The organism is Catenulispora yoronensis (assembly GCF_039531695.1).
GTDB lineage: Bacteria > Actinomycetota > Actinomycetes > Streptomycetales > Catenulisporaceae > Catenulispora > Catenulispora yoronensis.
Genome location: NZ_BAAAQN010000030.1, coordinates 103,412 through 128,424, shown reverse-complemented (window position 1 = coordinate 128,424; position 25,013 = coordinate 103,412). Strand labels below are relative to the sequence as shown.

General features: G+C 71.3%; 26 protein-coding genes. 14 read left to right on the top strand and 12 right to left on the bottom strand.

What is annotated here, in order from left to right; all coding sequences use genetic code 11:
- Positions 1 to 1,801: AMP-binding protein (locus ABD481_RS24190; protein ID WP_344668028.1), on the bottom strand; the 1,801-nt coding region annotated here is incomplete at its 3' end.
- 126 nt (positions 1,802 to 1,927) lie between these two features.
- Here ABD481_RS24190 and ABD481_RS24185 point away from each other — a divergent pair.
- Entirely contained in the window at positions 1,928 to 2,983 is a 1,056-nt protein-coding gene (locus ABD481_RS24185) for a ketopantoate reductase family protein (RefSeq protein ID WP_344668027.1), read from the top strand.
- Positions 2,984 to 3,105: 122 nt separating this feature from the next.
- On the opposite strand, the gene ABD481_RS24180 is transcribed toward ABD481_RS24185, so the two are convergent.
- The 3 genes from ABD481_RS24180 to ABD481_RS24170 all read right to left on the bottom strand — a co-directional run bounded on the left by ABD481_RS24180 (position 3,106) and on the right by ABD481_RS24170 (position 5,475).
- Entirely contained in the window at positions 3,106 to 4,299 is a 1,194-nt protein-coding gene (locus ABD481_RS24180; RefSeq protein ID WP_344668026.1) for a lipid-transfer protein, read from the bottom strand.
- Positions 4,296 to 4,748, bottom strand: coding sequence for a Zn-ribbon domain-containing OB-fold protein (locus tag ABD481_RS24175; protein ID WP_344668025.1), 453 nt, complete (start codon positions 4,746 to 4,748; stop codon positions 4,296 to 4,298). The genes ABD481_RS24180 and ABD481_RS24175 overlap by 4 nt, the downstream gene beginning before the upstream one ends.
- A 148-nt stretch (positions 4,749 to 4,896) precedes the next feature.
- Complete coding sequence (locus ABD481_RS24170) at positions 4,897 to 5,475, bottom strand: MarR family winged helix-turn-helix transcriptional regulator (protein ID WP_344668024.1); 579 nt, start codon at positions 5,473 to 5,475, stop codon at positions 4,897 to 4,899.
- Between the two features lie 1,114 nt (positions 5,476 to 6,589).
- Between ABD481_RS24170 and clsA the strand changes: the two genes are divergently transcribed.
- The 11 genes from clsA to ABD481_RS24115 all read left to right on the top strand — a co-directional run bounded on the left by clsA (position 6,590) and on the right by ABD481_RS24115 (position 15,222).
- The gene (gene clsA / locus ABD481_RS24165; protein WP_344668032.1) at positions 6,590 to 7,171 is read left to right on the top strand and encodes a cardiolipin synthase ClsA; all 582 of its coding nucleotides are present in this window, start codon (positions 6,590 to 6,592) and stop codon (positions 7,169 to 7,171) included.
- Between the two features lie 39 nt (positions 7,172 to 7,210).
- Positions 7,211 to 8,089, top strand: coding sequence for a DUF881 domain-containing protein (locus ABD481_RS24160; RefSeq protein ID WP_344668023.1), 879 nt, complete (start codon positions 7,211 to 7,213; stop codon positions 8,087 to 8,089).
- Positions 8,090 to 8,162: 73 nt separating this feature from the next.
- Entirely contained in the window at positions 8,163 to 8,495 is a 333-nt protein-coding gene (locus ABD481_RS24155) for a small basic family protein (RefSeq protein ID WP_344661330.1), read from the top strand.
- Positions 8,496 to 8,509: 14 nt separating this feature from the next.
- Positions 8,510 to 10,027: a DUF881 domain-containing protein gene (locus ABD481_RS24150; protein ID WP_344668022.1), complete on the top strand. Its 1,518-nt coding sequence runs from the start codon at positions 8,510 to 8,512 to the stop codon at positions 10,025 to 10,027.
- Positions 10,028 to 10,143: 116 nt separating this feature from the next.
- On the top strand, positions 10,144 to 10,524 hold the full coding sequence (gene gcvH / locus ABD481_RS24145; RefSeq protein ID WP_344668021.1) for a glycine cleavage system protein GcvH: 381 nt from the start codon (positions 10,144 to 10,146) through the stop codon (positions 10,522 to 10,524).
- A gap of 283 nt (positions 10,525 to 10,807) precedes the next feature.
- Positions 10,808 to 11,353 carry a zinc-ribbon and FHA domain-containing protein gene (locus tag ABD481_RS24140; RefSeq protein WP_344668031.1) on the top strand — a complete coding sequence of 182 codons (546 nt, stop codon included), beginning with the start codon at positions 10,808 to 10,810 and terminating at the stop codon, positions 11,351 to 11,353.
- Between the two features lie 55 nt (positions 11,354 to 11,408).
- Positions 11,409 to 12,581, top strand: coding sequence for a MerR family transcriptional regulator (locus ABD481_RS47430; protein ID WP_425559263.1), 1,173 nt, complete (start codon positions 11,409 to 11,411; stop codon positions 12,579 to 12,581).
- Between the two features lie 10 nt (positions 12,582 to 12,591).
- Complete coding sequence (locus ABD481_RS24130; protein ID WP_344661326.1) at positions 12,592 to 13,062, top strand: bifunctional nuclease family protein; 471 nt, start codon at positions 12,592 to 12,594, stop codon at positions 13,060 to 13,062.
- Positions 13,063 to 13,379: 317 nt separating this feature from the next.
- Positions 13,380 to 14,018, top strand: a complete 639-nt coding sequence (locus tag ABD481_RS24125) for a MerR family transcriptional regulator (RefSeq protein WP_344668020.1) — start codon at positions 13,380 to 13,382, stop codon at positions 14,016 to 14,018.
- 53 nt (positions 14,019 to 14,071) lie between these two features.
- Entirely contained in the window at positions 14,072 to 14,773 is a 702-nt protein-coding gene (locus ABD481_RS24120) for a SanA/YdcF family protein (RefSeq protein WP_344668019.1), read from the top strand.
- 74 nt (positions 14,774 to 14,847) lie between these two features.
- Complete coding sequence (locus ABD481_RS24115; RefSeq protein WP_344668018.1) at positions 14,848 to 15,222, top strand: VOC family protein; 375 nt, start codon at positions 14,848 to 14,850, stop codon at positions 15,220 to 15,222.
- Positions 15,223 to 15,278: 56 nt separating this feature from the next.
- On the opposite strand, the gene ABD481_RS24110 is transcribed toward ABD481_RS24115, so the two are convergent.
- On the bottom strand, positions 15,279 to 15,977 hold the full coding sequence (locus ABD481_RS24110) for a class I SAM-dependent methyltransferase (RefSeq protein ID WP_344668017.1): 699 nt from the start codon (positions 15,975 to 15,977) through the stop codon (positions 15,279 to 15,281).
- Between the two features lie 10 nt (positions 15,978 to 15,987).
- Positions 15,988 to 16,503, bottom strand: a complete 516-nt coding sequence (locus ABD481_RS24105; RefSeq protein WP_344668016.1) for a low molecular weight protein-tyrosine-phosphatase — start codon at positions 16,501 to 16,503, stop codon at positions 15,988 to 15,990.
- A 142-nt stretch (positions 16,504 to 16,645) separates the two neighbouring features.
- Between ABD481_RS24105 and dprE2 the strand changes: the two genes are divergently transcribed.
- A complete protein-coding gene (gene dprE2, locus ABD481_RS24100; protein ID WP_344668015.1) occupies positions 16,646 to 17,410 on the top strand; it encodes a decaprenylphospho-beta-D-erythro-pentofuranosid-2-ulose 2-reductase in 765 nt (254 codons plus the stop codon).
- 51 nt (positions 17,411 to 17,461) lie between these two features.
- On the opposite strand, the gene ABD481_RS24095 is transcribed toward dprE2, so the two are convergent.
- Positions 17,462 to 18,505: a sigma-70 family RNA polymerase sigma factor gene (locus ABD481_RS24095; RefSeq protein ID WP_344668014.1), complete on the bottom strand. Its 1,044-nt coding sequence runs from the start codon at positions 18,503 to 18,505 to the stop codon at positions 17,462 to 17,464.
- A gap of 127 nt (positions 18,506 to 18,632) precedes the next feature.
- On the opposite strand from ABD481_RS24095, the gene ABD481_RS24090 reads away from it, so the two are divergent.
- On the top strand, positions 18,633 to 20,135 hold the full coding sequence (locus ABD481_RS24090; protein ID WP_344668013.1) for an MFS transporter: 1,503 nt from the start codon (positions 18,633 to 18,635) through the stop codon (positions 20,133 to 20,135).
- 118 nt (positions 20,136 to 20,253) lie between these two features.
- Here ABD481_RS24090 and ABD481_RS24085 read toward each other — a convergent pair whose 3' ends face one another.
- The 5 genes from ABD481_RS24085 to ABD481_RS24065 form a co-directional block, all read right to left on the bottom strand.
- The gene (locus ABD481_RS24085; RefSeq protein ID WP_344668012.1) at positions 20,254 to 21,378 is read right to left on the bottom strand and encodes a hypothetical protein; all 1,125 of its coding nucleotides are present in this window, start codon (positions 21,376 to 21,378) and stop codon (positions 20,254 to 20,256) included.
- A gap of 140 nt (positions 21,379 to 21,518) precedes the next feature.
- Positions 21,519 to 22,862: a WXG100 family type VII secretion target gene (locus tag ABD481_RS24080; RefSeq protein WP_344668011.1), complete on the bottom strand. Its 1,344-nt coding sequence runs from the start codon at positions 22,860 to 22,862 to the stop codon at positions 21,519 to 21,521.
- 2 nt (positions 22,863 to 22,864) lie between these two features.
- On the bottom strand, positions 22,865 to 23,632 hold the full coding sequence (locus tag ABD481_RS24075; protein WP_344668010.1) for a WXG100 family type VII secretion target: 768 nt from the start codon (positions 23,630 to 23,632) through the stop codon (positions 22,865 to 22,867).
- Positions 23,633 to 23,752: 120 nt separating this feature from the next.
- Positions 23,753 to 24,055 carry a WXG100 family type VII secretion target gene (locus ABD481_RS24070; protein ID WP_344668009.1) on the bottom strand — a complete coding sequence of 101 codons (303 nt, stop codon included), beginning with the start codon at positions 24,053 to 24,055 and terminating at the stop codon, positions 23,753 to 23,755.
- A 108-nt stretch (positions 24,056 to 24,163) separates the two neighbouring features.
- Complete coding sequence (locus tag ABD481_RS24065) at positions 24,164 to 24,514, bottom strand: WXG100 family type VII secretion target (RefSeq protein ID WP_344668008.1); 351 nt, start codon at positions 24,512 to 24,514, stop codon at positions 24,164 to 24,166.
- Positions 24,515 to 25,013 lie beyond the last annotated feature (499 nt).

Here is a 25,013-nt window from a genome sequence, read left to right as displayed (position 1 = left end):
CAAACGGACCCCGCCCAGCCAACCCCTCCCCACCACCGCCACCACCGCCACCATCCACCCCACCCCGCTCCACCGCATCCTCCTCCCGCAACACCCGCCGCAACACCTTCCCAATCATGTTCCGCGGCAGCTCATCCCTGAACACAAAGATCTTCGGCACCTTGTACGGCGCCAAGTGCTGATGGCAGAACACATCCAACTCCTCCGCGCTGACCCCCACCCCCCCCCCCATCCCCTCCGCCACCTGAACCACAGCCTTCACCGTCTCCCCCCGATAAGCATCCGGCACCCCGATCACCGCCGCGTCATACACCGCCGGATGCTCCCGCAACACATCCTCAACCTCCGACGGATAGATCGAGAACCCCGAAGCGATCACCACATCCCGCTTCCGATCGATCAGCGTCACATACCCGTCCGGCGACATCACCCCGATGTCCCCCGTGTACAACCACCCGTTCCGCAACGCGATCCGCGTCTCCTCCTCCTGCCCCCAATACCCCTGAAAAAGCTGCGGCCCGAAGACCACCACCTCACCCGCCGCCCCGATCGGCAGCACCCGGTCCTGCCTCGCCTCGTCGACGATCTTCACATGCGTATTCGGCAGTGGCAGCCCGATAGTCCCCGGCCGAGCGTTCGAGTTCAGCGGATTCGCCAACGTCACCGGCGAGCTCTCCGTCATCCCGTACCCCTCCGCCAACCGCCCCCCGGTCGCCGCCTGGAACGCGTCGATCGTGTCCACCGGCAACCTCATCGCGCCCGATATACACGTCCGGATCGACCGCAGGTCGTACTTCCCGACCTTCGGATGCTCCAGCAGCTTCGAGTAGATCGGCGGCACGCCCGGAAACACCGTCGGCCGCTCATGCTTCACCGCGTCCAGCACCAGCTCCGGGTCGAACGTCGGCAACAGCACCAGCGTCCCGGCCAGCAGCACCCCTGTCACCACACACAGCATCAGCCCATAGACGTGGAACAACGGCAGCACACACAACACCGACTCCCGCCCCGCCTCCGCGTTCGGGTCCCACGCCCGCACCTGGTGCGCGTTCGCCACCAGGTTCCGGTGCGTCAGCATCGCGCCCTTGGGCCGTCCGGTGGTCCCGCCGGTGTACTGAAGCACCGCCAAGTCCTTCGCCGGATCCACCTCGACCTGCTCCACCGGTCCCGGCGACGTCGCCAGCAACTCCGTATACGGAATGGCGCGCGCCCCCGGCGGCAGCGGCGTGATCAACCGCTCTCGCTTCTCCCGCGCCGCCCCCAGTGGGAGGTCCAGTAGCCTCCGCTTGAACGGCGGCAGGAAGTCGGCCAGACACACCGACACCACGTGCTCCACCGCGGTCCCCGGCCGGGCCGCGTCCAGCGTCGCGTACGCCCCGTCGAAGACGATCGCGACCTTCGCCCCCGAGTCGCTGAGCTGATGCCGCAGCTCGGAATCCGTATAGAGCGGATTGCACGCCACCACAACGGCACCCAGCCGCAAGATCGCGAAGAAGGCGGTAACGGCCGCCGGACAGTTCGGCAGCACCAGCGCCACCCGGTCGCCGCGTTCCACGCCCAGCGCACGCAGCGCGCCAGCCAGCCGGTCGACGTCACCGCGCAGCTGCTGGTAGCTGGTCTTGCGCCCGAAGAACACCAGTGCGGTCCGGTGGCCGAAGTCAGCCGCCGCGTCGTCGAGCAGCCGGGTCACCGGTGCCGCCGGGATCGTGACGTCTGTAGGGACCCCGGCCGCGTAGAACTTCAGCCACGGCCGCTCCGCATACGGATCCGTACTGCTTGGTGACTGTGTCGGATCGCTCACACCGGGAGTCAAACACGTATTGGTTTACTTGTCAGTAGGAAGCGCGGACACAAGATCGCAAAATCACTGTTCTCGGGATCTTCGACAGCCCTTCACACGACGGCCACGCCCGCTACAGTCCGAAGGATGCGCTACATCATCATCGGCGCCGGTGCGGTCGGCGGATCCATCGGCGGGCGTCTCGCGGAGGCCGGCCACGACGTGGTCCTGGTCGCGCGCGGCGCGCATCTGGAAGCGTTGCGGCAGCACGGCCTGCGCCTGTTGACCCCGGACGGCGACCTGCGCCTGTCGATCCCTGCCGTCTCCGGCCCCGAGGAGCTCACCGAGCACGGCGGACTGCGGACCGACGACGTGCTGATCCTTTGTGTGAAGTCCCAGGACACGGCCGCCGTTCTGCGGCAGTGGGCGAGCCTGCCGGTGACCGGCGGGGGCGGCACCGCCTCGGAGCTGATCCCCGTCGTCTGCGCGCAGAACGGCGTGGAGAACGAGCGGGAGGCGCTGCGCCTGTTCCAGAACGTTTACGGACTCTGCGTGTGGCTGCCCTCCCTGCACATGGAGCCCGGCGTGGTGGCGGCACACTGCGCCCCGCAGTCCGGGATCCTGACCGTCGGCCGCTACCCCGACGGCGTCGACGACCGCATCAAGCAGATCGGCCACGACCTGGCCGGGAGCCGCTTCGACGCGCCAGTCGTCGACGACGTGATGCGATGGAAGTACGGCAAGCTGCTGAACAACCTCGGCAACGCCTTCGAGGCCGTCGCCGGCGTGTCCGGCAAGCCTTCCGGCGACCTGTCCGGCGACGAGGAACTCGCCGACCGACTGGTCGAGGCCGCCGAGGAGGAAGGCCGACGCGCCCTCAGCGCAGCCGGCATCCCGTTCGTCGGCCCGGGGGAGCGTCGCGCGGTGCAGGGCAACCGCATGAACGTCGCCGAAATCCCCGGCGCACCGCGCGGCGGCGGCTCCAGCTGGCAGTCGCTGGCCCGCGGGGCCGGATCGATCGAGACCGACTATCTGTCCGGCGAGATCGTGCTCATCGGGCGTACCCACGGTGTTCCCACCCCGGTCAATGCCCTGATGCAGCGCCTGACCGCGCAGTTCGTGGCCGAGGGGCGGGAGCCGGGGAGTCTGCCTGTCGCGGAGTTGGCTGAGTTGGTGGATCGGGCGCAGAAGTCTGAAGGCTGATTCGGGCTTTGCTCAGGTTCGCTCTGCGCCCGACCTGAGCAAAGTTCTCACCCAGCCCAGCCCAACTCAACCAAACCGAGCCGAGCAGGGCCAAGCAACCCAAATCAAGCCGGGCAGCCCCCTCACCCCCGCCCCACCACCACCGCCGCCCCATGCCCGAACAACCCCTGATTCACCGCCACCCCCACCCTCGCCCCCACCACCTGCCGAGCCCCCGCCTCCCCGCGCAGCTGCCACGTCAGCTCGCAGACCTGCGCGATCGCCTGCGCGGGGATGGCCTCGCCGAACGAGCTCAGCCCGCCGCTCGGGTTGACCGGCACCCGGCCCCCCAAAGCCGTGACGCCGTCGTGCAGCAGCTTCTCGGCCTCACCCGGTGCGCACAGCCCGATCTCCTCGTACCAATCCAGTTCCATCGCCGTCGTCAGGTCGTAGACCTCGGCCACGTCCATGTCCTCCGGCCCCAGCCCGCACTCCTCGTACGCCGCATGCGCCAACGACTCGCGGAAGGTACGTGAAGTAACAGCCGTCGTCACAGAATCCGACGCAAGATAGGGGAAGTCCGGAATCGTCCGCGGGTACGTCGGCGTGATCGCCGCCACCGCCCGGATCCGCACCGCGTCCTTGCTCATCCGGCGCGCATACTCCTCCGACGCCAGAACCACCGCCGCCGCGCCGTCGCTGGTCGCGCAGATCTGGAGCAGTCGCAGCGGGTCGCTCACCATCGGGGAGTTCAGGACCGTCTCGGCGTCGACCTCCGCGCGGAAGCGCGCGTTGGGATTCAGAGATCCCGCGCGCGCGTTCTTTACTTTCACCGCCGCGAAGTCCGCCTCGGTCGAGCCGCGCAATGCCATACGCCGCCGCGCATACAGACCGAAATACGCCGGGTTCGTCGCGCCCAGCAGACGGAATCGCAGCCAATCCGGGTCGTCCGGACGGTCGCCGCCGACGGGTGCGAAAAAACCCTTAGGGGTGGTGTCCGCGCCGACTACCAAAACCACATCAGCGAGTCCGGCCAGAATATGCGCGCGGGCTGTCGACAGTGCTTGTGCGCCGGTCGCGCACGCGGCATAACAACTCGCCACCGGCGCGCCCTGCCAGCCCAGTGCCTGGGACAGCGCGGAGCCGGCGACGAAGCCCGGGTAGCCGTTGCGGATCGTCTCGCCGCCCACCACCAGCTGCACGTCGCGCCAGCCGACGCCGGCGTCCGCCAGCGCCGCGCGGGCCGCGACCAGCCCGTATTCGATGAAGGATTTGCCCTGCGCGCCCCACGGGTGCATGCCGACCCCCAGGACGGCCACGGAGTCCGGCCGGCTCATGCGGCGGGCCGCCAGTTCCAGACGCGTTCGGCGACGCCTTCGCCGGAGACCAGGACGCCCGGCACCAGCTCCATGGCCATGCCGACCCGCAGTCCGGAGGTTGGGACGTCCGGGGCGACCTGCCCGAGCACGATCATCTGCTCGGCCGTCAGCTCGACGGCGGCCAGTGCGTAGGGGGAGAACTCGGTGTCCGGCGGCCGCGGATAGGGCGGCGGCGGGACGTAGCGGGCGTCGGTGTAGGACCACAGCGTCCCGGTGGTGGACAGCGGGTGCGGGCGCTGTTCCAGCCCGTCGCAGCCGGGGTCGGGGCAGCCCGGGACCGGGCGCGGGGGGAAGCTCAGGGCGCCGCACGAGGTGCAGCGGCCGGCCAGCAGGACGAAGCCGAAGCCGTCCGGACCTTCGCGGAACCACGTGTCGGTCCCCGGAGCGGCCGGTATGCCGTCAGTCATGAATCTGACGGTATATCAGATGTCCGCTCCGGGGAACGCAGCCCGCGTGGTGTTTCAGCTAAGGAAGGTGGCGTTGCCTCGTGTCGTGTCGTACGTCGTGTCGTACTCCGAGCGGTGACGTGGAGCGGTCACCGCGCCACTGGGATCTCTAGTCGTCGACGCCGCGGCGGCGGCTGCCGCGCTGGTCGTCGAGCCGGCCGAGCACCCCGGGGAGTCGTTCCAGCAGCCCCACCAGCTGGTCGAACTCCTCGTCGGTGTAGGACCGGCGCAGCGAACGGTCCAGGGCCCGCACCCGGCGCTTGGCGGCCTCATAGGCCTCCTTGCCGCGTGCGGTGACCTCCGCGTCGATGACGCGGCCGGCCCCCCGGCCGAACTCCCGGGTGATGTAGCCCTTGCGCTCCAGCGCCGCCACCAGCCCGACCATGGCCTGCGGCGTCACCGAGACCGAGCGGGCCAGCGTCGCCGAGGAGGCCCGGCGCAGATGGACCAGCGCCTGCAGGACGCCGTACTGGGCCTCGGTGAGGTCGAGTTCGGCGAGCAGGCGCGTCATGTGCCGAGCGAGTTCACGGTCGCACATCGTGAGCAGCCACGGCAGGTAGCCCGTGGAGGGCCGGTAACGGACCGGGCGATGGCCGCGGCCGGCGAGCGATCCGCCCGAGGCCGGGACCAGTTCCTGGTCGTCGTCGTCCTCGTGCTCGGCGGAGTGTGCAGATGTGTGTTCTGACACGGCGGGTGTTCCCCCCTTGCATGTTGGCGCCATTCCCCTGCCGCGTTCCCGCCAACGCGGTGACAGCGCTCATGTTGCGCGTCGAGTGGAATGGACTTGTTCAAGCCCATCATATTCACGGAATGGGGGCTAGCACAGCGGGTCAGCGTTGTAGATCTGTGTACGTAGATTTACGGATGTTGTGAACACACGCTGACAGCTATGCGCACGACTGGCATGCTGGGGAGGCCCGGGCGCGGTGCCGGGCGGGCGCGACAGGGCCCTGCGGCACGTCGGGGCCGCGGTGGGGGAGCGGGCGCAAGGATCGCGTGGGGGTTGTGAGGTTGTACAAAGCTCCGGGCCGCGCCACCGGTTCGGAGCCAGTCCGAACGGTGTTGCGGCCCGGTGGACCGTTCCGGGGAGCGACGGGGGGGTCGTCGTCCGCGGAGCGGCCCGAGAAGCTGAGCGCTCCACCCGCGCTGCCGGATCACCTGGGGGGAGAGGGAGACAGGGCGCGGGTGGAGCGGTTTCGTACTCGGCGACACCGTGCGGGCTGGTGCGGTGGGTCGGCCGGTCCTGCACCACAGAGGCTACCGCTTGGACACGCTGAGTTGATGATCATGGGCCACTTCTTGAACCAGACTTTGCCCTTTCTTGGTGAAACCGCCCCGGACCCGCGCCGACGCCGTGGCCAGGTGCGCTGATCGCCTATGGTTCTCTCGTGAAACGGAGCAGGGCGGGCGGCCACGACGACGGATACGGCGAGGAGCCCTATGGCGAGTCGTACCAGGAGTACGGGTACGACGACGGCTATCGGGCCCCCGGGTCCCCCGACGACGACGCGACGGTCGACGTACGCTCCATCGGCGGTTACGACGGGTACGAGGACGACTACGCCGACGCCTACGACGGCGACGGGTACGACGACCAGGGCTACGACCAGGGCTACGACGACGAGGACGGCTACGAGGGCGACGGCCACGGCCACCCCGGCGACGGCCACCACCGCGGCGGCGCCGGGTACGACGGCGGCCGCGTTTCGGGCCGCGGCGGCGACGGCGGCGATGACGACCGCTACGACACCGCCGGCTACCCGGCCGGCGACGCCGACGACGAACTCCCCGTCTCCAACCGCATCCTCACCATCCCGAACCTGATCAGCCTGGCCCGGCTGGCCGGCGTGCCGCTGTTCCTCGGCCTGATCCTGTCGCCGTACTACGGCGGCCCCAAGTACGACGTGCAGGCCCTGGTGATCCTGGCGCTGTCCGGGTTCTCCGACTGGCTGGACGGCAAGCTGGCGCGCCGCTGGAACCAGATGACCAAGTTCGGCGCGATGATCGACCCGCTGGCCGACCGGCTCTACATCCTGGCCACGCTGGTCGGGCTGACCATAAGGGACATCATCCCGCTGTGGCTGCCGGTGGTGCTGATCGGCCGGGACCTGGCGATGCTGGTGCTCATCACGCCCAGACTGCGCAAAGCCGGCTACGGCGTCGCGCTGCCGGTGCACTTCCTGGGCAAGGCCGCGACGTTCAACCTGCTGTACGCCTTCCCGCTGCTGCTGCTCGGGCAGCTCGGCGAGAAGCACAGCCACCTGACCGACATCGGCAACATCTTCGGCTGGGCGTTCGTCGGCTGGGGGACCGCGCTGTACCTGCTGGCCGGCGGCATGTACTTCGTGCAGGCCCGGCAGGTGACGCGCGGCGCCGGCCGGTAAGCGGGCGACCTCCCTCAAGGACATGTCAGGATGGCCCCCATGCCGACGCCGCCCCGCCCCCCGAGCGGACCGCGCCGCGACGCCTCCATGTCGCTGCTCACCGGTCTGCTCAGCCAGACTCTCGACCCCGGCTACGCCGAGGCCGCGGCCCGGCGCGAGGCCCGCGGCGAGGACGCCGACCACCACGGGCACTGGACCACCCGGATGTCGCCGACCGTGCTGCTCGGCGTGGCCGCGATCGGGCTGGTACTGGTGATCGCCGCGATCAACACCCACCGGCAGGCGCCGCAGGTGGAGCAGGAGCGCAAGCAGCTCATCTCCCGGGTCCAGGACGTCGAGCGCAAGAACTCCGTCGACGAGGACCAGATCTCCGAGGTGCGCGCCGATCTCCAGGCGGCGCAGGCCGCCGCGCTCGGGCCGGGCACCGAGGAGGGCAAGGCGTTCGCGGCGCTGTCGGTGTCCACCGGGGCCGTGCCGGTGACCGGGCCGGGCCTGGAGGTCGTGCTCAGCGACGCCGCCGGCGCCGACAACCCGGCCGGCGGCGACCCGCGCCAGCCGGGCGGCAGCGACCTGAGCCGGGTGCAGGACGTGGACCTGCAGCACGCGGTGAACGGGCTGTGGGCCTCCGGGGCCGAGGCGGTGGCGATCAACGGCCAGCGGCTCACCGCGCTGTCCGCGATCCGCACCGCCGGCTCGGCGATCCTGGTCGACTTCCGGCCGCTGTCGCCGCCGTACACGCTCCAGGCGATCGGCGACCCGAAGTCGATGGCGGCGAAGTTCGCCAACAGCACCGAGGGCAAGTACCTGTTCGGGTTGAAGTCGCAGTACGGCATCCGCTTCGACACCGGGACCAAGGACCACCTGGCGCTGCCGGCCGCCAGCCAGCTGACGGTCACGGACGCGGTGCCGGTGCCTTGAGGTTCCCTAAGGGTTCGGTACGGTGGCCCCAGCACTTTTACGAATCAGGCTACGAGATGATCTGGAGGACGTCGTGATCGCGGCGATCGGACTGGTGATCGGCGTGATCGCGGGGCTGGTCTTCCACCCCACCGTCCCCGACGGACTGGCCCCCTACCTGCCGATCGCGGTGGTGGCGGCCCTGGACGCGGTCTTCGGCGGCGTCCGCGCCCTGCTGGACGGCATCTTCGACGACAAGGTCTTCGTGGTCTCCTTCGTCGCCAACGTGGTGGTCGCCGCCCTGATCGTCTTCCTCGGCGACCAGCTGGGCGTCGGCTCCCAGCTGACCACCGGCGTCGTGGTGGTGCTGGGCATCCGCATCTTCTCCAACGCCGCGGCCATCCGCCGCCACATCTTCCACGCCTGAGAAGGAGCGCGAAGGTGCAGACGCGGCCGGGGAACGGGGCGGAGCCGGAGAAGTCGGGGCAGGAGTCGGGGTCGGGCGAGGATCTCGCTGAGACGGTGGATTTGCGGAGCTTGCGGCCGGAGGAGCTGGGCGAGGACGAGGGCTCGGAGGCTGCCGAGGCTGCCGAGGAGCGCGATCCGTTCACGCCGAAGGTGCGGCCGGAGCCGGAGCAGCAGGTCGCTGAGCCTGCCGATGAGGAGTCGGCTCCGGATGAGGCCTCGGAAGCCCAGGACCCGGCCGAGGAGGAGCCGGACTCCGCTGAGTCGAGCGAGCCGGAGCCCGCCGAGGAGGAATCGGCACCGGATAGCGGCGCCGAGCTGATCGAGGACGCCGAGCCCGAAGCCGACGAGCAGCCGCTGCGCCGCCGCTCGGAGTCCAACGGTTCCGCCGGGCCCGCCGAGGACGAGGAGCCTCCGCGCCGCCGTACTCCGGCCGGTCCGCCGCCCAAGCGGCGCATCGGTCCGCCGCCCGGCGGCGAGTCGCGTGATCCCCGCGATCCCCGTGACCCCCGCCGCACCTCCGGCCGTCCGCCGGCCGCCCACGCCGCCTCCGAGCCCGGTCCGCGCCGCCGTCCGGCCTCCGGGGCCGCCGCGCACGCTGCCGACGCGCCTCGGCACCGTCCTCAGGGCCAAGGGCGTCCGGAGCCCAAGGCCGGTCAGCCCAAGCCTGGTCAACTCAAGCCCGGTCAGCCCAAGCCCGGCCAGCCCACCCGCCCCCAGCCGCCCCGTCCGGCGCCCCAGCCCGCCGCGAGCGCGTCCGGCGGCGACCCGGTCTCCCTCGGCCGCAAGCGGCTGTTCACCGCGCTGTGGCCGCCGCGGATGTCGCGGAACCAGGCGGTGGTCGGGGTGCTGCTGGCCGCGCTCGGGGCCGCGTTGGCGATCCAGGTGCGGGCCACCAATACCTCGGACCAGTTCCTGCGTGCTGCGCGGAGCGATGATCTGGTGCACATCCTGGACGACGTCACCGCGCGCGGGCAGCGCCTCGATGCGGAGTTGCGCGACCTCCAGACCCAGAACGCCGCGATCCAGAACAGTGCGGACAAGGCGCAGGCCGCTTTGGCGCAGGCCCAGCAGAAGGCGAAGGATCTGCAGATCCTGGCCGGGACGGTCAAGGCCAAGGGGCCGGGGATCACCATGACCATCGCTGATCCGCAGGGGCAGTTGAAGTCCGCGACGCTGCTCAACGCGATGGAGGAGCTGCGGGCCGCCGGGGCCGAGGTGATCCAGGTCGGGGACGTGCGGGTGGTGGTGTCCTCCTCGTTCGTCGACCTGCCGCAGGGCGGGATCGCGCTGGACGGGCACACGCTCGGCGCGCCGTTCGTCTACAAGGTGATCGGCGACCCGAACACGCTGGCGCCGGCTATGCAGATCCCCGGCGGGGTGGTGGCCAGTGTGCGGTCGGTGCCGGGCGCCTCGGCGACGATCACGCAGGGCGACGTGCTGGTGGACGCGGTCGCGCCACAGCCGAACCCGGACTACGCCAAGGCCGGCTGAGCGGGCCCGCTGCGAGCCGATGCCCGGCATGGTCCAGAATATGACCGCGGGCCTGCCGGCCCGCGGCGGCCGCCGCGCCGTCGACCATCCGTGAGGAAAGGGCGGCAAAGAAGCCGATGACCCCCGATGAGCTGAAGTACACCGCCGAGCACGAGTGGGTCCGCACCGGCGAGGCCGACAGCGTCCGGGTCGGGATCACCGACTACGCCCAGGAAGCGCTGGGCGACATCGTCTTCGTGCAGCTGCCCGAGGTCGGCGCCCGGATCACGGCCGGCGAGCCGTGCGGCGAGCTGGAGTCCACCAAGAGCGTCAGCGACCTGTTCGCGCCGCTCACCGGCACCGTCACCGCCGTCAACGGCGCCCTGGACGGCCAGCCGGAGCTGGTGAACTCCGACCCCTACGGCGAGGGCTGGATCTTCGACGTGCAGCCCGACGACGCCTCCGAAGTCGACGCCCTGCTGGACAGCAAGGGCTACGAGGCGACCCTCGAAGGCTGAGACGCTCCGCGGGCCCGCGCCGGGCCCGCCCCCGGGGCCGGCCGCAACCCCTGCGGCGAAGGCCCGGGCGGAACGGAAAAAGTCCGGGACCGGTATGTCCGGTCCCGGACTTCCTTTTCGAGGGCTGAGACGTCGTAGGGTGGAACCCGGGCGGTCCGGGCATGCGAAAAGCGCGGGACCCTCGGCGCGTTCTGGTTGACCTCGACAAGAAGCGCCCCATAAGTTGCGACCAAAGCAGGCGGCTGCCACCGTCCGCGACCGAATCACCCGGGAGGCCCACGACATGCCGTTCTGCACCAGGTGCGGGAACGCCAACCAAGCGGGGAGCCGCTTCTGCTCGCACTGCGGCACCGCCTTGGCCGAGTCCCCGCTGCCGGGTGACCCCCTGGCCGCCGAGGGGGCCGCGGAGCGGACCTCGACCATGTCGCTGGCCGGCGTCGACCTGGCCGAGCCCGACGTGGCGGCGACCGGGGAGGAGACCGAGCGGATGGGCGGCCTGGGCCCGGCCGACCGCGAGGCGCTGGCCGCGCTCCCGGCCGGCTCGGCGCTGCTGGTGGTGCGCCGCGGCCCGAACGCCGGCAGCCGGTTCCTGCTCGACGCCGACGTCACCACCGTGGGGCGCAGCCCGGACTCGGACATCTTCCTGGACGACGTCACCGTCTCGCGCCGGCACGCCGAGTTCGTCCGCAGCGCCCAGGGCTTCCTGGTCCGCGACGTCGGCAGCCTGAACGGCACCTACGTGGACCGGAACCTGATCCAGGAGTCGCTGCTGCGCGACGGTGTCGAGGTGCAGGTCGGCAAGTACCGCCTGGTGTTCCACGCGGGCTGAGCCGCCCGCAGCACGTCCGACCGGGGGGCCGGCAGGAAAGGCAGGGCAGACCGGCGTGTCCGGCGAGGCGCTCACCATCGGCGAAGTCATCGGCCGGCTGGCCGCCGACTTCCCGGACCTGACAGTGTCCAAGATCCGCTACCTGGAGAGCGGCGGCCTGATCAGCCCCGGCCGCACCCCGGCCGGCTACCGGCGGTTCAGCGAGCAGGACGTCGAGAAGCTGCGCTGGGTGCTGGCCGCCCAGCGCGACCAGTACCTGCCGCTGAAGGTGATCCGCCAGCACCTGGCGGCCGACGGGCCGCGGGCGGCGGCCGGGGACCCCGAGGAGATCGTGGCCGCGCTGACGTCGGGGGCCGGCCTCGGCGTGGGCGGTGCGGGCGGTGTGGGCGGTGCCGGCGGCGTGGAGGGTGCGGGCGGCGCGCGCGGCGCGGGCAGGGCCGATCAGGTCATGATCGGCGCCGGTCCGGATCCGCGGGAGACCGCCGATACCGTGGCCGATGCCGCCGCCCACGCTCACGCTGACGCCGCTCACGCTGATGCCGCCGCTCACGCTGACGCCACTCACGCCGATGCCGCCGCCCACGCTGACGCCCACGCCGAAGCCGGCGAGCCCCGCGCTGCCGGTCCCACCCCAGTGCCTTCGGTTCCTCCGGCGCCCCCGCCGCCCTTCCCGTCCTCCCTCACCCCGCCGCTGCCCCCGATCCCGCAGCCCCGGGCCCGCGCCGCCACGCCCGCCGACCCCGAGTTCTACGAGGCCGCCCACGCCGACGTCGGCGAGCTGCACCTGGGCCGGGAGGGACTGGCCCGCACCGCCGGCGTCCCGGCCTCGTTCATCGCCGATCTGGTCTCCTTCGGCCTGCTGCCGCCCGCCGAGTCCTACGGCGGCGACGCGGTGTTCATCGTCCGGGCCGCCTCCGCGCTCACCGAGTTCGGGCTCGAACCCCGGCATCTGCGGCCTCTGCTGACCGGCGCGCGCAACACCGCGGGACTGCTGGAGGGTCTGCTCCCGGCCCGGCGTCACGACGGGGTGGCCACGGCGGGGCGTCAGGCCGCCGCTTCGCGCGCCGCGGCGCGTTCGGCGCAAGCCGCTGCTGCTTCCGTGCGACTCTATGCCGCACTGTTACGGGCGGAATTGTCCGGACCCTCCCCTACTGCCGGGCCGGGAAACTTGGCAACCGGAGATTCTTCCCGCAACCCCGGAATGCCCGGCGGGCCCGCCGCGCGATAGGGTGGACACCGTGAACGAACTCGACGTCGTCGGCGTCCGCGTCGAGATGCCGTCCAACCAGACGATCGTCCTGCTGCGCGAAGTGAGCGGCGAGCGGTACCTGCCGATCTGGATCGGGGCCAACGAGGCCTCGGCCATCGCTCTGGCCCAGCAGGGCGTCACTCCTCCGCGCCCGCTGACCCACGACCTGTTCCGCGACGTGCTGGCCGCCTTCGGCCGCCAGCTGGTCGAGGTCCGGATCACCGCCATGCGCGACATGGTCTTCTACGCCGAACTGGTCTTCGACGGCGGCCTGCAGGTCAGCGCCCGCCCGTCGGACGCGATCGCGCTGGCGCTGCGCACCGGCGCCACGATCTACGGGGCCGAGGAGGTGCTCGCCGAGAGCAGCATCCTGATCCCGGACGAGCAGGAGGACGAGGTCGAGGTGGAGCGCTTCCGCGAATTCCTGGACCAGGTCTCGCCGGAGGACTTCGGCGCCTGATCCGCGCCGCCGCCGGAGCGCGGCGGCCCGGCGGGCGGACAGCGGTTCGAAGGGTGTCCCGATAGTCGGATTCGCGAAGACACGCCCGATCCCTCCTCGGCGATGTCGTTGACCGGCGCCTGGTGGCGCGCATACGGTCGAAGACAGCCGGCAGGCGGGGTTTGCGGAGGCCGATCGACGTCAAGGAATCCGTGCGACAGATCTTTTCGGGCCGGGACCAACCGGTGGGATCTTCGGCACGACGGTGAAGATCTTCAGGCGGCGGTACGGATCGGCGAGGGTCCTTCACCGGGCCCTTCAAGCGGAAGGCCAAGCACATGACCGGGACGGGTGCCGCGGGCGGGAGCGGGTTCCCGCGCGTGGTCGGACCGGGCGACCTGCCGGCCGCCTCCGCGCCGGCCGGGGACGCCCCGCTGCTGGGCTACCGCGGGCCGACAGCCTGCGCGGCCGCCGGGATCACCTACCGCCAGCTGGACTACTGGGCCCGGACCGCCCTGGTCGAGCCCTCGATCCGGTCCGCGGCCGGCTCCGGCTCGCAGCGGCTCTACAGCTTCCGCGACATCATCGCGCTGAAGATCGTCAAGCGGCTGCTGGACACCGGCGTCTCGCTCCAGAACATCCGGATCGCGGTCGGCTACCTGCGGGCCCGCGGCGAGGCCGACCTGGCCGGCGTCACCCTGATGAGTGACGGGGCCAGCGTCTACGAGTGCACCTCCCCGACCGAGGTCTTCGACCTGGTGCAGGGCGGCCAGGGCGTGTTCGGCATCGCGGTGGACGCGGTGTGCCGCGAGGTCGAGGGCACGCTGCGGCAGTTCCCGGGCATCGGCGACGGCGATCTGGGCCCCGGCAGCTCCGGCTCGGCGGCGGGCGCCGGCCCGGCCGGGAGCCCCGGTGCCGCCACGCCCGAGGGCATGGTCGACGAACTGGCCCGGCGCCGCCGGATAAGGGCCGTCTGAGGGCCGGCCGCCCTCCGCGCAACCGGCTTCGCACCTCAGGCGTCTTTCCGGACGTGAGACTTCCGCTGCTCGGCACCCGCAAGGCGCAGCGTCGGCTGTACCAGGCCGCCGCGCTGGCGACTTTGGCCTTCTTCGCGCCGATCACCGCTGTGCACGCCTACTCGGCCCCCTACCAGCGCACCGCGGCCACCGTCCCCTACGAGCCGGTCGCCGTGGTGTTCGGTGCCGCCGAGTACGCCGGGAACCCGACGCCGTACCTGGCCCGGCGCCTGGACGTGGCGCTGGACCTCTACCGCCGGGGCAAGGTGACGGTGATCCTCGTCACCGGGGCCACCGCGCCCGGCTACGACGAGCCCACGGCCATGCGCAAATACCTGCTGGCGCGCGGGGTGCCGAACGCCCGCATCGTGCGGGACTTCGCCGGGCTGGACACCTGGGAGTCGTGCGTGCGGGCCAAGAAGATCTTCGGCGTCGACCGCGCCACCCTGGTCACCCAGGACTTCCACCTGCCGCGGGCGCTGATGCTGTGCCACTCCGCCGGTATCGACGCCTACGGCGTGGCCGACACCGGTGCCGGGGCGGCGGGGGAGTCGGAGTTGCTGCACGACTCCGGCCGCGAGGTGCTCGCCGGCTTCAAGGCGCTGGGCCAGTCGGTGCTCCAGCCCGACCCGCGTTTCCTGGGCAAGAAGGAGACCGGGGTGACCGACGCGCTCGCCGCCGCCGGGAAGTCCGCCGCGTTCGCGCGGAGCCAGTGAGTGAGAGTGAGTACCCACTGAGTGCCAGTGAGCGCCAGTGAGCGAGTTTCAGCCGCCGGCGTTAGCGTCGGGGCATGATTACCGGCACGCACGCGATCCTCTACAGTACCGACGCCGAGGCCGACCGCGCGTTTCTGCGGGACGTGCTCGGGTTCCCGAACGTCGACGCCGGCGCCGGCTGGCTCATCTTCCGGCTGCCGCCGGCCGAACTCGGCGTCCATCCTGCTGACGCCCACGTCGAAAGACCCGCCGACGCAGCCCCGGCCGCCGAGCTCTACCTCATGTGCGACGACCTGGACGCGACGCTCGCCGACCTGGCGGCGAAGGGCGTGCGCCCGGCGGGGGAGCGGGTCGAGGCCCGCTGGGGCGTCCGGGCCTTTCTGCCGCTGCCCAGCGGGGCGACGCTGGGGCTCTACGAGCCTCGGCACCCGGTCGCCACAGACTTGTAGGCACAGACTTTGTAGGCACAGCCCTGTAGGCACAACCTGTAGGCGTCGCAGACCACTTACTCAGGCTTCGCAGGGCTCGCAGACTCGGCGGTGAACCAGCCGCCGTCCTCAGTGAGCATCCGCCCGAGGCGCAGTCCGGCTCCGGCCAGGACCTCCGGCAGCGCCTCGTCGCTCAGCTCGGCGGCGGTGAACTCCTGTTCCCACACCATCGCGTCGAACTCGTAGCGGACGCGGGCCCGCAGCAGGTCCGGTTCGGGCCGTTCGAGCACTGTCAGGGAGCTGCGAATATCCCCTTCCGTGCCCGTGGCGTCCGTCACCGTGCCGACCCAGCCGGGGCGGTGCCGCTGGATCACGACCGTCCCGCCGTTGGCCAGATGCCGGTCCGCCGACCTCAACAGCCGGGTGCGGTGCGGCTCGACGTTGTTCACCAGGTGCGAGGCGAGCAGGACGACGTCGAACCGCTCGTCGAGCTCCAACTCCTCGATCGAGGAGCACACCGTCTCGATGTCGTGGCACTGCTCCAGCATCTCCGGGGACTCGTCCACGCCGACGACCCGGTGGCCCAGACGCGCCAGCGGCGTGCTGATCCGTCCGGTGCCGCAGCCGAACTCGACGATGCTGGCCCCGGCCGGCACCGCCGCGTGCACGAGTTCCGCCTCGCCTCGGCTCGGCAGCCGGGTGTAGAGGTCGACCGCGCAGCCGTCAGGGGTGATCGCGCCCGGCCCGCTGCCCGAGGCGTCGGTTCGTCGGTTCATCGTGGCTCCTCTATCCGGCTGTCTCCTTGAGCCCGCGCCGGATCTCGTCCAGAATGCCCGGCACCGCGCGCTCGATCAGCTCCATGACATGTTCGAACGCTTCGTCGTCCTCATAGTACGGGTCCGGCACGTCCAGGTCCTGGCCCGCCGCCGGGTCGAACGAGCGCAGCAGCCGGATCTTCGCCCGGTCCCGGTCGTCGCGGGCCAGTGCCCACAGCTCCTGCCGGTGGCTCTCGTCCAGCGCGATGACCAGGTCGTAGTCGTCGAACCAGCCGCGGTGGAACCTGCGGGCCGAGTGGTCCGAGGTGAACCCGTGCCGGCGCAGCGTCCGCACCGTCCGGTGGTCGGCCGGGTCCCCGGCGTGCCAGCCGCCGGTACCGGAGCTGTCCACCACCGCGGGCAGCCCCTCGTCCTCCACATACTTGCGCAGGACGTGCTCGGCCATCGGCGAGCGGCAGATGTTGCCGGTGCACACGAACGTGACCCGGTAGGGGCGGCGCGCCCGGGAAGAGGTGGAGTCGGACATGTGATCGATTCTCTCGCGGCCTGGGCCGCTGTGCGGAATCGGCAGGTCAGGCCCCCTGCTGTCGGCGGGTCCGCGCGCTCGGGACCGGCAGGTCGGCGTCCCTGGTCCGAGGCGGCGCCCGAACCTGGCAGACTGTGCGCCCGTGGAACCGGGTGCGAAGACCGAAGGCGCGCAGGGCGCGGTGCTGCTGCTCGGCGGGCGCAGCGAGATCGGGCTGAAGGTGGCCGAGCGGCTCGCGGCCGGCCGGACCGTGGTGCTGGCCGCGCGGCGCAGCGACGACCTGGTCGAGGAGACGGCCCGGATGCGGGCGGCCGGGGCCGCGGACGTGCGCACCGTCGAGTTCGACGCCGACGAGGTGGCGGCCCATCCGGAGCTGCTGGCCAAGGTGTTCGAGGACGCAGGCCGGATCGGCGTCGCGGTCGTCGCCTTCGGGGTGCTCGGCGACCAGGCCCGGGCCGAGCAGGACCCGGCGCACGCCGTCGCCGTGGTGCACACCGACTACGTCGCGCAGATCAGCGTCCTGACGACCCTGGCCACCCTGCTGCGGGCCCAGGGCAGCGGCGACCTCGTGGTCTTCTCCTCGGTCGCCGGGCTGCGGGTCCGCAGGGCCAATTACGTCTACGGCTCGGCGAAGGCCGGACTCGACGGCTTCGCCAGCGGCCTGGGCGACGCGCTCCACGGCTCCGGCGTGCACCTGCTGCTGGTCCGCTCCGGCTTCGTCGTGGGCCGGATGACCGAGGGCATGAGCCCGGCGCCGCTGTCCAGCACGCCGGACCAGGTCGCCGACGCTGTCGTCAAGGCTCTGCGACGGCGGCGGATCCGGGTCTGGGTGCCGGGCGCGCTGCGGCCCGCGTATTTCGTGGCTCGACTGCTGCCGCAGGCGGTCTGGCGGAAGATGCCGCGGTGAGGGCGGTGAGGCCGATGAGATGGTGGCGCGGTGAGGGCTATGGGGCCGGTTCTAAACCTCCATCTCCGTCGGCAGCCCCGTCAACGCCACCAGCCCCGGCACCCGGAACGCTGACACCCTCGCGATCCGGTCCCCGCGGAACGTGATCACCTGGAGCGACTCGGCCTTGAGCCGGCTGCCGTCCCCGTCCTCGGTGGACGCGTAGACCGCGAAGGCCGGCTGCCCGTTCACAGCCGTCTGTGTCATCCGTCGATGCCGCTGGTTGTACTTCTTCGTGAGCCGGAACGTCAGCAACCGCCGCAGCATCGCCCTGCCCTGGAACCACATCGGCTGCGGCGGCATCTCCCAGATCGCGTCGTCGGTGAGCATGTCCATCAGCGCGTCGATGTCGGCGTCCACGAACGCCCGGGCCCAGCGGTCGAGGATCTCGCGCTGCTCGGCCACGCTCGGCTCGGACACCTCGTCCGCGTTCGGCGCGACCTCCGCCAGGCGGGTCCGGGCCCGCTTCAGCAGACTGTTCACCGCGGTCGTGGTCAGGCCGAGCAGGTCTGCGGTTTCCGCTGCTCGCCATCCGAGGACGTCTCGCAGAATCAGCACCGCGCGTTGGCGGGCCGGCAGGTACTGCAATGCGGCTATCAGGGCCAGGCGGAGGCCGGCGCGTGCGGCGACCACCGAGGCCGGGTCGGCGCTCGCCGCGTCCATCGCGATCAGCGCGTCCGGCAGCGGCTGCAACCACACGATCTCGCGCGGGATCGCGCTCAGATCGCCTTCCGGTTCGGTCGCCGGCGCGCCGAGCCCGGCCGGCAGCGGCCGCCGGGTGCGGTGTTCCAACGCGGTCAGGCAGGCGTTGGTGGCGATGCGGTAGAGCCAGGTCCGCAGCGAGGCCCGGCCTTCGAAGCCCTCGAACGAGCGCCACGCCCGCAGATACGTTTCTTGGACCAGGTCCTCGGCGTCGTGGATGGAACCGAGCATCCGGTAGCAGTGCGCGAGGATCTCCGGGCGGAACGGGTCGGCGAGGCGGACGAAGTCGTCCTCGACCCGCATCTCGCCTCCAGCCGTCGCCCCGGTGTCCAGCATGTTGTCCAGGATGGTCATCTTCTTGCTCTCCCTGGCGCCTCAAGGGTGGCACGGACGCGCCTCCAGTAGTACCGACCCGCCGGCGCCCGGAAAGTGGTCGCGGCCCGGCCGACCAGTTCCGGCCGCGGGCCCGGTCTCCATCGACATGAGTACCGCCGCGGCCCCGAAGCCGCCGATGTCCGCCGCCCAACGCTGGGTCCTGATCCTCACCTCGGCGTCCGCGTTCATGATCGCGCTGGACGGCACGATCGTGACCACCGCCCTGACCACCATCAAGAAGTCCCTCGGTTCCTCGGTGGAGGCGCTGGAGTGGACGGTCAGCGCCTACATCCTCACCTTCGCCGTGCTGATGCTTACCGGTTCGGCGCTCGGCGACCGGTTCGGCCGCCGCCGGCTGTTCGTCGCCGGGCTGGGCCTGTTCACCGCGTCCTCGGCCGCCTGCGGCCTGTCCACCACCGTCGGCGAGCTGATCACCGCCCGGGCGGTGCAGGGCGCCGGCGCCGCCGTCATCATGCCGCTGGCCGTGGCGCAGCTCGGCGCCGCCTTCCCGCCCCAGGAGCGGGGCCGGGCCATGGGCCTGTCGGCCGGCATCATCGGCCTGGCCACGGCCGGCGGCCCGTTCGTGGGCGGGGTGGTGGCGCAGGGGCTGGCCTGGCAGTGGCTGTTCTGGGTCAACGTGCCGGTGGGCCTGCTGGTGATCGTCGGGGTGCTGTTCAATGTGAGCGAGACGCACGGTCCGCAGGCCCGGCTGGACCTGGTCGGCGTGCTGCTCACCACCGGCGGCGTGCTGGGGCTGGTGTGGGCGCTGGTCCGGGGCAACGACGTGGGCTGGACCTCGCCGGAGACGCTGGGCTCGCTGGCCGCCGGCGTGGTGCTGGTCGTGGTGTTCGTGCTCTGGGAGCGCCGGACGGCCGCCCCGATGGTCCCGATGCGGTTCTTCGGCAGCCGGGCCTTCTCCGCCGGGAACTTCGCCAGCTTCACGTTGACCGCGGGCATGTACGGGTTGCTGTTCTTCCTGGCGCAGTACTACCAGCAGGTGCTGCACTGCGGCCCGTTCGGGGCCGGTACTCGGATGATGCCGTTCACGGCCACCTTGCTGGTCTTCGGTCCGCTGTCCGGGCGCCTGTCCGACCGGTTCGGCGAGCGGAACCTGATCGTCGGGGGCCTGGTGCTGACGGCGCTGGGCCTGGCGGTGATCGCGGCGCAGGCCGGGCCGGACGCGTCCTGGCCGGCGATGATTCCGGCGCTGGTCGTGACCGGTACGGGGATCTCGACGGCGATTCCGCCGGTGCAGAAGGCGGTGGTCGGGGCGGTGCGGCCGCAGGAGATCGGGCAGGCTTCGGGCGTTTTCAGCATGCTGAGGCAGTTCGGTGCGCTGTTCGGGACGGCGGTGTCCGTCGCGGTGTTCGCGGGCGCGGGGAGCTATGCCGATGTGAAGTCGTTCTCGGACGGTTTTTCCGCGGCGATGGGTGTTGGGGCTGTGGTCGCGGGGGTGGGTGCGGTGGTGGCTTTGCTGTTGCCGGCGCGGCGGGGGGTTGGTGCGGTTGGGGCTGATGCGGTTGGGATTGGTGCGGTTGGGGCGGGCGCTCCGGCGGGAGCGGTGAGTCCGACGGTTGTGGCGGCGACTGTTACTACCGCTGGGGAATGAGGGATATGAGAAAGACCGCGACCGAACCGGGGTTCCCCCGGTTCGGTCGCGGTCTTTTCGGCGTCACGGCCCGTCCCGTGACGCCACGCCGGACAAAGCGGAGAGGCCGCAAGCCCCCTTACTGCCCGCCGCCTTGTCCGGACGCACCCTGCGAGATGGTGTTGAACAGGGTCTCCTCGCGGTCGTACCGCTGAGTCAGTCCGTTGCCGTAACGGTGCCACCAGGTGTCGGTCTGGCCGTGCTGGTGGGTGGTGGTGTTCCCGTACACGGTCTGGTCGTAGTTGATCCGCGCGTCGTGGAACTGCTGCTGGAACTGGTCCGGGGTCAGCTGCTGGAGCGCGGTCATATTGTCCGCGGTGACCGAGCCCGCCGAGGTGTGGACCTGGCCGTCGACCATGGAGTTCAGGATGGCGCGGGTGCCGCCGACGCCTCGCATGTGGGCGCTGGAGGCGATGGCGGCGCGGATGCCGGGGTCGGTGAAGTCGCCGGCGCCGGCCTGCTCGGCGTGCTGGGTGAGCAGGTTGGCCACCACCGCGTGCTCCTCCGGGCTGCCCTGGCCGTACTGGTTGCGGGCGGCCATGATCTGGTCGTAGCCGTTGTGCGAGCTCTGCCGGAAGCCGTAGACCTCGTCGACGCCGCCCTGCTCGCCGTGCGCGCCCTCGCTGGCCATCACCGAGTTCACGACGCGGTCGTCGATCAGGGGGTGGGTCTGGGTCTGGGGCGCGGTGGGTGCCGGGTGCGGCGGGGTCGCCGGGGTCTGGGCTGCTGCCGCGGTGGTTGTCGCGGCGGTTGTGGCTGCGTTCGTGGCGGTGGTCGTGCCGGTTGCGGTGGTGGCGGACGGCGTCGTCGCCCCCGGTGTCTGCGGCTTGCCGTTCAGCCCGAGCGCCTTGAAGACGTCGGCGGTGTCCTTGTCCAGCTGCTGGTAGTCCTTCAGCACGGTCTCCACCGCGCCGCCGAGCGTCTCGACGAACTTCACGACCTTGTCCAGGCCGCCGACCAGCTGCCCGTGCAGGTTGTCGTTGGCCGAGCCGACCGCCGAGCCGATGCCGGCGAAGGTGAGCACGTCCACCACCACCGTCTCGACCGCGCCGACCACGCCGGAGGCGGCGCCGGCCACGGCCCGGACCTCGCCCAGCGCCGCCTCGATCCCGGCGGCCAGGACGGTGAACGCCCCGCCGGCGGCCGGCGCGGGGGTGGCCGGTGCAGAGGTGGGGCGGGTGCTGGTGCTCTCCATGGTCGCCATGGCTCGTTCCCTTCAGAGCTGGGTGGGACGCCGGCGGGCGCCGATCGACGCCCGCCGGCGGGAAGACGGGTCCGGGTCCGGGATCCGGGATCCCCGTGCCGGTGCCGGTGCCGGTGCCGGTGCCGGTGCCGTGCCGGGTGCTACAGGTCGCCGCCGATCAGGCCGGGGGAGACCGGCGAGCTGGCGCCCCAGACGTCCTCGGTCTCCACCAGCCACGGCGGGATCCGGCGGTTGCCGGCGTCGCCCATCCCGGCCCCGGCCATGCCGCTCATCGGCATCATCGGCATCATCCCGGCGCGCCCGGCGGCCGCGGCGGCGGCCTGTCCCATCGCGCCGCCGGCGAAGTCGTTGACCGCCGCGCCCTCGGCGACGGCCAGGTTCTTCGCCGCGTCGGCCGCGGCCTTGGCGGCGTTGGGGTCGATGCCGCTCCCGCCGCCGAGGCTGGCGCCTCCTCCGCCGCCGAGCTTGCCGAGCTTGTTGGCCAGGAACCGGGAGCCGAGCACGCCGGCGGCGTCGGCTGCGGCGCGCTTGTCGGCCGAACCGTCCTTGTTCTTGTCCTTGTTCTGGTCCTGGTTCTGGTTCTGCGCGACGTTGGAGGCGTTGAACAGGGCGGAGTTGTTCGGCACCGGTTGCAGCGGCGAAAGGCCGCCGGGCGTGGCCGATCCGGCGAACTTCCCGGCCACGGCGGCCGCCGCGGCGGCCAGCCCGACCGTGTACATGTCGCCGAACAGCGGGTTGTCCGAGCCGGCCGGGTTCGCGCCGCCGGTCTGCACCGGCTGCGGCAGCAGCGTCGAGCTGCCCGGCAGCGACAGCTGGCCGCCGGGGGCGGGGTCCAGCGGCCCGATCGGGGTGCTGCCGGCCGCGACGGTCGGGGGCGGGCCGCCGGGGGTGGCCGGCGCGGCGTCCGGGGCCGGGGGGAACCGGTTCTGCGCCACCACGTAGCTGCTGGCGAGCGTCTTCATCACGGTCACCGCTTGCGCGTGCGCGGCCGAGGCGGCGCCGATCGCGCTCTGCTGGGCGTCCACCGCGGCCATGGCCTTGGCCTGGTCGGTCTGCATCTGCGCCACGACCGGGGCCGGGGTGGCGGCGTCGATCGGGAGCGGGGTGGTGGCCAGGGCCAGGGTGGCGGGGGTGACGGTGGGGATGTCGACGGGGGCGGGCATGGCGGCGCGCGCCTTGGTCAGCGAGTCGACGGCGTCGTAGGTCAGGTCCCGCATCTGCAGCGAGGTGTCGGCGACCTTGCGGATGCCGCCGATCAGGTCGCTGACCATCCGCTTGTACTCGTCGGAGGCGGTACCGCGCCACTCGTCGTCGAAGTTGCGCAGCCGGCCCTCCAGGTTCGAGGCCTGCTCGTGCAGCATCTTGCCGGTGGCGTCCCAGGCCTGCGCGGTGTTGACGCCGGTGGCCGGGTCGCTCTCGTAGAGCATGTGCGTGAGCTGCGTCAGGCTGTACTGCGAGAAATCCGTGGAGACGGGCTTGGTCACGCTCACACACCTCCCTGCGGGGTGCCTTGGAAGTAGCTGGTCCAGGAGGGGTCCGGCCCGGTGGTCGGCGCCGGGGCGACGGCCGGGGCGACCGCCGGGGTCGCGGTGGCCGGCGGCGGCGTCCACACCGGCAGCGCCCCGTCGGACGGCTGCGCCCCGGTCACGAGATGGCCGACCGGCGAGGAGAAGCCACTGACCGGCACCGCTGTCGAGGAGGAGGGGTCGCCGGGGGCGTTGGCGACGAAGGCAGCCGAGGTTGCGTCCGTGGCGCCCGGGGCTGTGGAGCCCGGAGCCGTGGAGCCGGGAGCCGTGGAGTCCGGGAACGAGGCCTTGTTGTCACCGTCGACCTGCGTGTGCTGCCAGGAGTGGCCGTGGTCCGGGCCCGAGTGGTCGTTCCCGACGTGCACCGGCCCGCCGTGCTCGTAGCTCTGCGACCCGACCGGCGGCGACCCGCCCAGCGCCTGCGAGATGTTCTCGTCGGCGCGCCGGTAGCCGTCGGCCACCGTCCCGGTGACGGTCCCGGCGAACGCGATCGCCTGTTTCACCTGCCCGAGCAGGCTGTACATCTCCTCGATGGCCGCCTGCTCGCCGGCTCCCAGCGCCCACGCCTCGGAGAAGGCGCCGTACTGCGGCGGCGTGTCGGACATGGTGGCCAGATGGTCCATCGGGGCCTGAATGCTCTCGATCTGCGTCGTGAACTCGTCAGCGAAATCGGTCAGCGACTTCAGATGGATGGAGAAGGACTGGTCGGGCGTGGGCTGATCGGGCATCGCTCACAGCTCCTGTACGGGTCGGGTCAGGAATCGCGGCCGAGCGCGGAGCCGTGGGCACGGCCGGCGGGAGGGGGTTTCCCGCCGGTTGGGGACAGCCGTGCCCGACGGCGGTCCGCATCAGGCGAAGTAGCTCGTGTTCTGCTGCTCCAGCGCGTACTGCAGGTCGTGCGCCTCAGTGACCTTCGCCGAGAACTGGTTGATGGTCGCCACGATGTCGGCCGTCGCGGCCCGCAGCTTGGTCTCGGCGGTGTCGGCGGCCACACCGGCCGACGAGCCCGACTCCACCCAGGTCTGCTTCATCGGCTGGAGGCTGGTCAGCAAATCCTCCAGGTACGCGGTCAGCGCGGCAGCCTTGGTGGACAACGTCCCGGCACTGGTCTGCAGCGCTCCGAAATTCACACTGATCTGATCGGCGGTCATGCTCAGGATCCCTCCTCGAAGTCGATGTCGAAGTCGATGTCGGTGTCGGTGTCGGTGTCGAAGTCGATGTCGATGTCGATGCTGATGTCGAACGCGGCGGCGAGCGGCTCAGACACCACCGAGACGCGACAGCACACTGCTGTTCGCCCCGGCGTTGCCGGCCAGCGTCCGCAACGTGTCATGGACCTGCGTGTCACCCGAGCCGTAGTTCTGGAAGCTCTTGTTGACGAGGTCCGACATGACGTCGATCTCCCGCGAGGCGACCGTCATCTGCTCCTGCAGCTCGGTGTGCAGGTTCCAGAAGGCGATGGCCTGGTTGCCCTGGTACTGCGCCAGCGTCGACGTCAGCTCGCTCTCCAGGTCGTTCATGGTCTTCTTCGCGTTAGCCGCGCACTCCTGAAAGCCCTGGATCGCTCGCGCCATCGCAGCGGCATCACTCAGGAAACCGGGACCGGCCACGTGGGCCACCTCCTTCTGTCTGGGAAACCCGCGCTGGGAACACGCCGGAGCAGGTCTCCGGCTCATAGCGGATACGGTAGGGATTCCGTGCATGTACACCACACGGCACAACTGCCGGTCGCGGCGACGGCAGAAGTACCCACGTGGGGGAGATGGGGGTCGGGGTCGGGTTTGAGTTCGGGGTCGGGGACGGAGTTGGGGTCGAGGTCGGGGTCGAGTGCAGGGGTAACGGTAAAGTCAAATGCTTAAGAGCAAAGTCAAAGGCAGGTGCCTCCGGCGGGCCTCTGATCCCTCGGAGAACTGGCGCCAGTCCATAGGTGGGCCCTGCTAGTCCCTGCGCTGGCGGTTGGTGAGGTGGGGGTTTGTTCCCCTCGGTCACGTCGGCAGCCCTACGGGTACAGCACCGCCGCCCAGGTATCAAGTCCATGCCGCTGCGGTAATGATTGTTGGGCTGCGGTTGGGCTTGCATGAACTTGACACCTGGTCGGCGGTACTGTAG

Coding starts and splice junctions, on each gene's coding strand:
- ABD481_RS24105 (WP_344668016.1), bottom strand. CDS start 16,503: ATGTCCGACTCCACCTCTTCCCGGGCGCGCCGCCCCTACCGGGTCACG.
- ABD481_RS24140 (WP_344668031.1), top strand. CDS start 10,808: ATGCCGTTCTGCACCAGGTGCGGGAACGCCAACCAAGCGGGGAGCCGC.
- ABD481_RS24115 (WP_344668018.1), top strand. CDS start 14,848: ATGATTACCGGCACGCACGCGATCCTCTACAGTACCGACGCCGAGGCC.
- ABD481_RS24075 (WP_344668010.1), bottom strand. CDS start 23,632: ATGCCCGATCAGCCCACGCCCGACCAGTCCTTCTCCATCCATCTGAAG.
- ABD481_RS24180 (WP_344668026.1), bottom strand. CDS start 4,299: ATGAGCCGGCCGGACTCCGTGGCCGTCCTGGGGGTCGGCATGCACCCG.
- ABD481_RS24185 (WP_344668027.1), top strand. CDS start 1,928: ATGCGCTACATCATCATCGGCGCCGGTGCGGTCGGCGGATCCATCGGC.
- ABD481_RS24090 (WP_344668013.1), top strand. CDS start 18,633: ATGAGTACCGCCGCGGCCCCGAAGCCGCCGATGTCCGCCGCCCAACGC.
- ABD481_RS24175 (WP_344668025.1), bottom strand. CDS start 4,748: ATGACTGACGGCATACCGGCCGCTCCGGGGACCGACACGTGGTTCCGC.
- ABD481_RS24125 (WP_344668020.1), top strand. CDS start 13,380: ATGACCGGGACGGGTGCCGCGGGCGGGAGCGGGTTCCCGCGCGTGGTC.
- gcvH (WP_344668021.1), top strand. CDS start 10,144: ATGACCCCCGATGAGCTGAAGTACACCGCCGAGCACGAGTGGGTCCGC.
- ABD481_RS24085 (WP_344668012.1), bottom strand. CDS start 21,378: ATGGCGACCATGGAGAGCACCAGCACCCGCCCCACCTCTGCACCGGCC.
- ABD481_RS24160 (WP_344668023.1), top strand. CDS start 7,211: ATGCCGACGCCGCCCCGCCCCCCGAGCGGACCGCGCCGCGACGCCTCC.
- ABD481_RS24070 (WP_344668009.1), bottom strand. CDS start 24,055: ATGACCGCCGATCAGATCAGTGTGAATTTCGGAGCGCTGCAGACCAGT.
- ABD481_RS24095 (WP_344668014.1), bottom strand. CDS start 18,505: ATGACCATCCTGGACAACATGCTGGACACCGGGGCGACGGCTGGAGGC.
- ABD481_RS24110 (WP_344668017.1), bottom strand. CDS start 15,977: ATGAACCGACGAACCGACGCCTCGGGCAGCGGGCCGGGCGCGATCACC.